The organism is Rhodanobacter terrae, assembly GCF_042657005.1.
GTDB classification, from domain to species: Bacteria; Pseudomonadota; Gammaproteobacteria; order Xanthomonadales; family Rhodanobacteraceae; genus Rhodanobacter; species Rhodanobacter terrae.
The window spans coordinates 1-8,092 of the sequence record NZ_JBHSNG010000051.1 but is presented as its reverse complement, the minus strand read 5'-3'; the positions used below and the strand labels follow the sequence as shown (position 1 = coordinate 8,092).

Annotated in this window: 9 protein-coding genes and 1 pseudogene; 4 read left to right on the top strand and 6 right to left on the bottom strand. The window is 61.6% G+C overall.

Annotated features, from left to right (window positions below; translation table 11 throughout):
* The 6 genes and pseudogenes from ACFPPB_RS19940 to ACFPPB_RS19915 form a co-directional block, all read right to left on the bottom strand.
* Window positions 1-310 (bottom strand): transposase (locus ACFPPB_RS19940; protein ID WP_377330353.1); only part of this gene is annotated, 310 nt, incomplete at its 3' end.
* 25 nt (window positions 311-335) lie between these two features.
* Entirely contained in the window at window positions 336-1,469 is a 1,134-nt protein-coding gene (locus ACFPPB_RS19935) for a hypothetical protein (RefSeq protein ID WP_377330351.1), read from the bottom strand.
* A 3-nt stretch (window positions 1,470-1,472) separates the two neighbouring features.
* The gene (locus ACFPPB_RS19930; RefSeq protein ID WP_377330349.1) at window positions 1,473-1,586 is read right to left on the bottom strand and encodes a GpE family phage tail protein; all 114 of its coding nucleotides are present in this window, start codon (window positions 1,584-1,586) and stop codon (window positions 1,473-1,475) included.
* Window positions 1,587-1,594: 8 nt separating this feature from the next.
* The gene (locus ACFPPB_RS19925; RefSeq protein ID WP_377330347.1) at window positions 1,595-1,927 is read right to left on the bottom strand and encodes a phage tail assembly protein; all 333 of its coding nucleotides are present in this window, start codon (window positions 1,925-1,927) and stop codon (window positions 1,595-1,597) included.
* Window positions 1,928-2,020: 93 nt separating this feature from the next.
* On the bottom strand, window positions 2,021-2,497 hold the full coding sequence (locus tag ACFPPB_RS19920; RefSeq protein WP_377330345.1) for a phage major tail tube protein: 477 nt from the start codon (window positions 2,495-2,497) through the stop codon (window positions 2,021-2,023).
* A 106-nt stretch (window positions 2,498-2,603) separates the two neighbouring features.
* Window positions 2,604-3,026 (bottom strand): annotated as a pseudogene (locus tag ACFPPB_RS19915) (GPO family capsid scaffolding protein); the annotation flags it as partial.
* A gap of 148 nt (window positions 3,027-3,174) precedes the next feature.
* Between ACFPPB_RS19915 and ACFPPB_RS19910 the strand changes: the two are divergent.
* The 4 genes from ACFPPB_RS19910 to ACFPPB_RS19895 all read left to right on the top strand — a co-directional run bounded on the left by ACFPPB_RS19910 (window position 3,175) and on the right by ACFPPB_RS19895 (window position 7,572).
* Window positions 3,175-4,935: a terminase large subunit domain-containing protein gene (locus ACFPPB_RS19910; protein WP_377330343.1), complete on the top strand. Its 1,761-nt coding sequence runs from the start codon at window positions 3,175-3,177 to the stop codon at window positions 4,933-4,935.
* Window positions 4,935-5,999: a phage portal protein gene (locus ACFPPB_RS19905; RefSeq protein WP_377330341.1), complete on the top strand. Its 1,065-nt coding sequence runs from the start codon at window positions 4,935-4,937 to the stop codon at window positions 5,997-5,999. Before ACFPPB_RS19910 ends, ACFPPB_RS19905 begins: the two co-directional genes overlap by 1 nt.
* Before the next feature lie 251 nt (window positions 6,000-6,250).
* The gene (locus ACFPPB_RS19900; protein ID WP_377330339.1) at window positions 6,251-7,198 is read left to right on the top strand and encodes a hypothetical protein; all 948 of its coding nucleotides are present in this window, start codon (window positions 6,251-6,253) and stop codon (window positions 7,196-7,198) included.
* A 68-nt stretch (window positions 7,199-7,266) separates the two neighbouring features.
* Complete coding sequence (locus ACFPPB_RS19895; RefSeq protein ID WP_377330337.1) at window positions 7,267-7,572, top strand: hypothetical protein; 306 nt, start codon at window positions 7,267-7,269, stop codon at window positions 7,570-7,572.
* Window positions 7,573-8,092: the final 520 nt, after the last annotated feature.

Here is an 8,092-nt window from a genome sequence, read left to right as displayed (position 1 = left end):
TGTAGCGCGACAGCTCCAGCAGATAGCTGTCCCTGTCGACCAGGATCGCCTTGTAGCGACCTTGCAGCACATGGCCGACGCGGGTATGGCGCCGGTTGAACGCCTGCGTGTAGACACCATTGACCTCACGCATGCCACGCGACAGCGTCGGCCGCCGCGTCTCGATCAGCAAGTGGTAGTGATTGTCCATCAGGCAATAAGCCCACAAGCGCCAGTCAAAGCGCTCGCACACGCGCGACAAGCCGGCACAAAACGCTTGGCGATCGTCGTCATCGCGAAAGATCTCCGCCCGCGCGTCGCCACGTGCCATGACGTGGTGCAGCGCGCCAGCAAATTCAATGCGAAGAGGACGGGACATAGGGGCTGACTACGGCAGAGCGTGTGGTAAAACAAGACCTGACCCCGAGCTCCCCACCGCCGACCTTCATGGTCTGCAGGTAGTCGCTGGGTTTCACCAGGCCGCCGGAGCCGACATAGGCCTTGGTCATCATGTCGAGCAGGTGGTTGAACGCTTCCGGCGTCTTGGTGGCGTTGCGCAGCTCGCCGGTCTGGATCGCCGCGATCAGCTCGCCAACGATTTCCTGCCCGTGGCCGGTATCCTCGCCATGCTGCGCCATCAGTGCCTCGAAGGTCAGCTTGGTCTTGAGCAGGGCCGGAGCGATGTGCAGCGCCTCGTCCATGTCGCGGAAGATACTGTTGGCGTCTTTGAGGATCTCCAGCTTGTCGCTCTGCGAACTGCCGACGGTGGTGTCGGTGCTGGCGAAGTTCTGTGCCCGCGCCACGTCGGCACGGGTGGTGCCTTGGGCGCGCAGCTGCTCAGTGATGATCTGGTAGCGCTTGGCCTCGTTGATGCCGGTGTCGACCTGACCCAGGATGCGGCGACCGCCATCGAGCGTGGCGTAGCCGGCGACGGACAGGTGCGCGCCGAGCGCTTCACCCTTGCGTAACTGGTCGTGCAGCTTGGCCAGACGCTGGGCCTGCACCCCCTGCGCGCGCAGGGCGGCGGTTTGCTGCTCGATGGCGCTGGTGGCGCCGGCTGCCTTCGCGCGCAGCCCGGCCTCTTCGGTGCCGAGCTTATGGGTGTTGATGCCGGCGGCGCGCAGCGCCGTGCGCAGCGTGTGCAGCTTGGCTTGTTGTTCGGCGTGCTCGGCCTTGAGTTTGGCGCCGTCGGCGGTGAGCTTCTTGAATTCGCGGGAGAGTTCACCACCGCCGGTGACTGCCGTTTTCATCTGCTGCGACACCGATCGCGTGCACGCCCGCAGTTCTGCCATGCGGCGGGCGGTGTCCGCCGTGCCCTGCTTGAGCTTGCGGAACTCGCCGACGTTCTTCTGTGTCTGGTCGAGCTGGCGCAGCGCGTCGCGGGTCTTCTTGAGCTGGGCAGCGGCCGCGCTGCCGGCGCCCTTGACCTTGTTGAGCGGGCTGGTGGCCTTGTCCAGCGCCTGCAGCAGCACTTGCAGTTTCAGATCCACGCGCTACTCCATCCCGTTGCGTTCGCGGGCGCGCTCGCGCCACTCCATCAGTTCCAACACGGTGAGGTCGGCCATCGCGGCGGGTGGCCAGTGGAACACCACCGCGATGTCGGCCATGGCGTCCTCTATGCGGCGAGGGATGCCGTCACATCCTTCGGTAGCAAAAAAAGCGCGATCTCGGTGCCAATCTTGAGCAGGTCGGGCGCTTCCAGCTTGTTGACGTCTTCGGGCGTGAGGAACGGATCGCAGATGCGCGGCAGTACCTTGGCGATCGCCGTAACGTCCATCTGGGTCAGCTCGACCAGGGAGATGCCCCGCAGCTCGCCGGCCTTGGGGCGGCGCAGCGTGATCGTGGCAATGACCTGGTCGCCGCGTGCGATCGGCGTGTCGAGATCGACGGTGGTGGGCTTGGTGATGAAGCTGCCCGTCTGCGCGGGAATATCGGTGGTTTTGGACATGGGTCTCTCCGGTGGGATCGGGTGGTGGCTGAAAAAGCCGCCGGCGCACGGGGGAGGCGTGGCCGGCGACACGGGGTGCCACTGATGACAGGGTTAGATGCCGAGTGCGCGGCGCTGCTGGGCGAGGCGATCGACGCCGCCGACGTTGAAGATGAAGTTGAGGACATCGATCTCGATCTCGACAAAGCCGTTGATCACCAGCTTGTAGTACGAGCAGCTGATGTTGTACTTGTGTGCGGTGTCATCGCCGGGCTTGGCCCCGCCCATGTCGATCTCTTTCGGGCGGCCGCGTACATACACTTCGACGGCATCGACATCGCCGGTGTCGTCGCGCTGGTAGGCGCCGGCGAAACGGGTCAGGTAGGCACCGGCGCTAGTGGCGCCGTATTGCCGGATCAACTCGCGGACGATGCCGCCGGCGGTGTATTCCAACGTGAGTGCCTCGCCGCCAAGATCGATATCGACGGTGCCGTCCATACCGCCGAGCCGGAGCGCTTCCATCTTGCGGCTGAGCTTGGGCAAGGTGGTCTCGGGGATCTTGCCGATGTAGTTGATGCCATCGCTGAACATCGTGAAATTCTTGAGCTTGCTGGGCAATGCCATGGCGGGTTCCTTTAGAAGTCAGGGGAATACGGCCGCTGCAGTGGCCGCACTCGATCAGGCGTTGATCCGGATGCTGCGCGGCGAAGGTGAGGATCTCGGTACCGAGACTGGCCGGGCTGTCGGTGATGCCGAGGCCGGACAGGTAGGGCAGGCCGGTGTCGGCGAATTTCGGCGTGATCTCGATGCTCGAGTAGATCTTCTGCCGCGCCTTGACCAGGTTGACCATGGCCGGCGTCGGGTCGATCTGCGCGTACAGCGCGAGCTTGCCTTTCAGCGGACCGTCGGTGATGTCCTCGGCCTTCATGGCAACGACGTCGCCGAAAGCCTGGAACGGGCTATCGGGTGCCCAGCCGCGAACGTGCTCGGCGAAGATGCGCGCGCCGTAGACGGCCGGGTTGTATGTGGCGGCCATGGCCGAGATGGCGCTGCGCTCGATCGCGCGGCCATCGGAGGTGGCGCCTTCGACAGCTACGCGGAAAAACTTGGACTTGGCCATGGACGAAACCTCGGGGTGGCGGCGCGGACAGGAGACGCGGCCATCGTCGGCACCGTGCGCGAGCCGGGCAACGCGGGCCCGGTGTACCAGTGGGCTGGTACATCGCGGGCGGCAATAGATACGTCGGTGCGCTTGCGACGATGCCGCCATGTTGATGCCTGCCCCCCACGTCGATCAGCGACGCGCTGCGCGCTCCCTCTTCTTTCGGGGCTGGCCGGTCACGGACATTGCCGACGAGCTGGGCATTCCGCGCACAACGATCGAGTCGTGGAAGTCGCGCGACGAGTGGGCCAAGGCGCCGATGATCGAGCGCGCCGAGAGCTGCATCGAGGTGCGGTTCCAGACGCTGATCGAGAAAGAGAAGAAGACCGGCGGCGACTTCAAGGAGATTGACCTGCTCGGCCGGCAGATCGAGCGGTTGGCACGGGTGCGGCGCTACCAGGCACCGGGCGGCAACGAGGTCGATCTGAACCCGAACGTCGAAGCGCGCAACGCGGGATCCAAGAAGGCGCCGAAGCGTAACGAGTTCAGTGAGCAGGATGCGGCCGAACTACGGCGGCAGTTTCACGAATCGCTGTTCGCGTACCAGCACACGTGGCGCCATTCCGCGGACGAACGCACGCGGATGATCCTGAAGTCGCGCCAGATCGGCGCGACCTGGTACTTCGCCCGCGAGGCGCTGGACGATGCGATCGCCACTGGCCGCAATCAGATTTTCTTGAGCGCGTCGAAAGCGCAGGCGCACATCTTCAAGCAGTACATCCGGCAGTTTGCGCAGGAGACGGTCGGCATCGATCTGAAGGGCGACCCGATCGTTCTTTGGAACGGCGCGCACCTGTATTTCCTCGGCCAGAACGCGCGCACCGCGCAGGGCCATCACGGCAATTTCTACTACGACGAGTTTTTCTGGTCGCAGAATTTCGAAGAGATCAACAAGGTCGCCAGCGGCATGGCGATGCACAAGCAGTGGCGCAAGACGTATTTCAGCACACCGAGCGCAACGAGCCATGCGGCGTACCCGTACTGGACCGGCGACCGCTACAACCGGCGGCGCAAGAAAGAGGACCGGGTCGAGATCATTACCGACCGCGCGGCCATAGCCGCGGGTCTGCGCTGCGCCGACAAGGTATGGCGGCACATGGTGACGATCGAGGACGCCGAGCGCGGCGGCTGCGATCTGTTCGATCTCGACGAACTGCGCACGGAGTACCCGCCGGACGAGTTCGCGAATCTGCTGATGTGCCAGTTCATGGACGATGGCGACAGCCTGTTCACGCTGGCGGCGATGCAGGGTTGCATGGTCGACAGCTGGGTCGACTGGACGGACTTGAAGCCGCTGCTGTTGCGGCCGTTCGGCATGAAGCCGGTGTGGGTGGGTTACGACCCTGCTCTGGGCCAAGGCGGCGACGGCGCCGGGCTGGTGGTGCTGGCGCCGCCGGATAAACCGGGCGGCAAGTTCCGCGGGTTGGAACGGCACCGGCTCAAGGGCATGGATTTCGAGGCGCAGGCCGCGTTCATCCGCAGGATCACCCAGCGCTACCACGTGCAGTACATCGGCATCGACGTGAGCGGACTGGGCCAGGCGGTGTACCAGCTGGTGATCCAGTTCTTCCCGCTGGTGCGCAAGATCACTTACTCGCCCGACGTGAAGTCGTTGATGGTGATGAAAGCGCAGAACGTGATCGACAAGGGCCGGCTGGAATTCGACGCCGGCTGGGTGGATCTGGCGCAGTCATTCATGGCGCTCAAGCGGACCATGACCGACTCCGGGCGCCACGTGAAGTACAGCGCGGGCCGCTCCACTGAAATTGGCCATGCGGATCTCGCGTGGGCCTGCATGCACGCACTTATCAACGAACCGCTGGAAGGCCGCACCGCGGCGAACACCAGCCAGATGGAGCTTTACTGATGCGCAACATGACTGCGACGACCGGCACGAACGACACGCCTGCGCCTGGTGCGATGGCTTTCAGCTTCGGCGACCCGACGCCGGTGCTCGACGGGCGCGAGATCCTCGACTACATCGAGGCGTGGCGCAACGGCAAGTGGTACGAGCCGCCGGTGTCGCGGGTGGGCCTGGCCAAGTCGTTTCGGTCGACGCCGCACCACAGCTCGGCGATCTACGTGAAGTGCAACATCCTCACGTCGATGTTCCGGCCTCACAAACTGCTGAGCCGCGAGACGTTCGAAGCGTGGGTGCTGGACTTTCTGGTGTTCGGCGACAGCTACCTCGAGCAGGTAAAAAACCGACTCGGGCAGCCGATGCCGCTGAAGCATGCCCTGGCGAAGTACATGCGCCGCGGCTGCGACGATCTCGACACATTCTATTTCGTGCAGGGCTGGAAGACCGACCACGAGTTCGCGAAGGGTTCGGTGTTCCAACTGCGTCAGCCGGACGTGCACCAGGAGATCTACGGACTGCCGGAGTACCTGTCGGCACTGCAGAGTGCGTGGCTCAACGAGGCCGGCACGCTGTTCCGCCGCAAGTACTACCTCAACGGTTCGCACGCCGGCTACATCCTGCACCTGACCGATGCGCTGACCGACGAGACGCAGGTCGAGGATCTGAAAAAGGCCTTGAAAGACAGCAAGGGTCCGGGCAATTTCCGCAACCTGTTCCTCTACGCGCCGGGCGGCAAGAAGGACGGCATCCAGATGATCCCGATCAGTGAGGTCGCGGCCAAGGATGAGTTCTTCAACATCAAGAATGTCACCCGCGATGACGTGCTTGCCGCGCACCGGGTGCCGCCTCAGCTGATCGGCCTGGTGCCGACGGGTACTACCGGGTTCGGGTCGGTGATTCCCGCGGCGCAGGTGTTCGCGATCAACGAGCTGAAGCCGCTGCAGACGCGCTTCCAGCAGCTCAACGAGTGGATGGGGCAAGAGGTGGTGACGTTCGATGACTACAAGGTCGCCGGCCTGGCTGCCCATACGCGCCAGCCCGATCATGGCTTCTCCGAAACATGCGCTTAGTCCCCGTCAGGCCTTTCCCCAAACCGCGTCAGGTTTCGCTGATTTTCCATCGAGAGCTCTTGTGGTACGCATCAATCCTCTAGACTGGACGTCTGGCTAATGTTTGGGGGCATCGGCACGCGATTGATCTGGCCACACTTGACTGGGTGGCTGGTTCGATCAGAGACGGTTGCTCGAGTTCATTGGGAGCATTCTGCCAGCAAACATCCTCGGGGATTACGGGTACAGTTCACTTTGAAATGGAGCTTTCAATGAAAATGAGATTTCTCGCTGCAATTAGTTTGGTAACAGCGTTTTGGAGTCTAAGTGCAGCGGCAACTTCGCACTCAGTTGTTTGTAACGGCTGTACGTCTATCCAAACCCGCCAGCTTGTTCAGGGTTCTCCGACTGGCGATTACTTTGTGTACGACATGTTGAACAGGAAGATCACGCATTATGGGATCACGGGCTTCGACATTGATCATCAAATCATAACGAACGTTACCATTACGCCGGCTGTCCAGACCCAGTTTAACTGGGTTCAGCAGCTGTTCGACGTAACCGGGACGCTGGATATTGAGATTCCATACAGTAATTCGACCGCGACGAAAGTCGCCTCAGTGAATACACTGCACGCTTCTGCAATGTATTCGCCGCCCTCCGTTGTGGTGAAAACGGCAACTCCTCTTGGTGCCCCGGCAAGCGCGTTCGATCTAATCAACACACCAGCGAATCAAGCGGCCGCTATTGCAGCTATGCAGAGCCAACATCCGTGGGGTAATGCTAGTTTGGTAATTCAAACAGCGCTGGCATCCTTTACGAGCCACTTCACTGTTGCCCAAGCGATTTACCCTGTACCCACAATTATTACGGTGACCTTCACTTTTTCGGACGCTTCGACGAGTCAGATTACGTGGAACGTGAACGCCAATCGATGGGATTACGTACCGGGTTCAGGTCGAGACGCTGTAGGCAATCCGATTCCGGAGAATCCTGATCAGGCCGTGGGCGGCGCTGCCAACCGACAAAATTACGTGTTCCCAAACACGCCGGATGGTGTTAGTGCGGCACTGAGCCAATCCCAAAACTTTAGTAACATAGGCTTGCCCGTAGGAGAGCCTGTCTTCAGGTCTGGATCGAACTGGGGCGTCGCATGCGTCCGCGTGGGGGGGCCAACCGCCGATACCGCTTCCGTTAGCTGTACGGCTACACCACTATAACCAAATGGGTAGTGGGCCAGCTGCCTCAATGCAGTAGCTGGCCCATCTATGAAATAGGAGAAAGTTCTATGAACGCAATAGCAAATACATTTCGCGGTTTTCTGAATGTCACTGCGTCGGGTGTATTGTTACTCGTTGCAGTCACGGCGCTCGATATCGCCATCAATCTTCCGTATGGAAACCCCAGCCTGAATGACGGTGGCACGATAGCGATTGGTGCTTGCGTTGCTCTTGCTTGCCTAACCGCATTTTTGGCGTTGAAATTCTGGAGGCACAGCCCGTCGGCTGGTTCTTCTACCGCCTCGTCGTTTCTAAACGGCGTTGCGTGCCTGCTACTCGTGGGGTCGTTGGTCTATTATTTCTTCCACCGCTAGTTTTTATGAGCGGTCTAGCGAGCGAAACTGCATCCTTCTAGGTAACTTGACAATCAGCGCCTGATCACATCATCGGCGCCGCCGGTCACCTCTTCTTTCGGACTTGGTCAGCCATGTTGGCAGCGGACGGGTCAGCTAGGACGCGGTACGCAAAGCACGCGGATTAACTGTGTCAAAAGCCGCCGAGAGGCGGCTTTTTCGTGTCTGGAGGCCGCTGATGACACCCGGCCCGCGCGGTTTCCCCCGCCGCACCCGCGTGGCCTATAGAGAACGATTCCGACGAAGGTATCCACAGACGCAGATCGGCGCCGTGCGTAGCTCGAAGAGCTGGCGGCCTGATGCGCTGTGAGACGCAAAGCGACGCGCCCAGGGGCCGTTTTTGGCGCTGCTGGAGACTGAACCGCCCCGAGTTCCGTGGAGGCTGTTTGGTTTAAGTCAGGCTTCCGCCGTGGCGGCCTGACTGGCGAGTTGCCGGTAGTAGTTTGCCTCGGCCTCGGCTGGCGGGATATAGCCGATGGGT

Coding starts and splice junctions, on each gene's coding strand:
- ACFPPB_RS19900 (WP_377330339.1), top strand. CDS start 6,251: ATGAAAATGAGATTTCTCGCTGCAATTAGTTTGGTAACAGCGTTTTGG.
- ACFPPB_RS19895 (WP_377330337.1), top strand. CDS start 7,267: ATGAACGCAATAGCAAATACATTTCGCGGTTTTCTGAATGTCACTGCG.
- ACFPPB_RS19910 (WP_377330343.1), top strand. CDS start 3,175: ATGTTGATGCCTGCCCCCCACGTCGATCAGCGACGCGCTGCGCGCTCC.
- ACFPPB_RS19905 (WP_377330341.1), top strand. CDS start 4,935: ATGCGCAACATGACTGCGACGACCGGCACGAACGACACGCCTGCGCCT.
- ACFPPB_RS19920 (WP_377330345.1), bottom strand. CDS start 2,497: ATGTTCAGCGATGGCATCAACTACATCGGCAAGATCCCCGAGACCACC.
- ACFPPB_RS19925 (WP_377330347.1), bottom strand. CDS start 1,927: ATGTCCAAAACCACCGATATTCCCGCGCAGACGGGCAGCTTCATCACC.
- ACFPPB_RS19930 (WP_377330349.1), bottom strand. CDS start 1,586: ATGGCCGACATCGCGGTGGTGTTCCACTGGCCACCCGCCGCGATGGCC.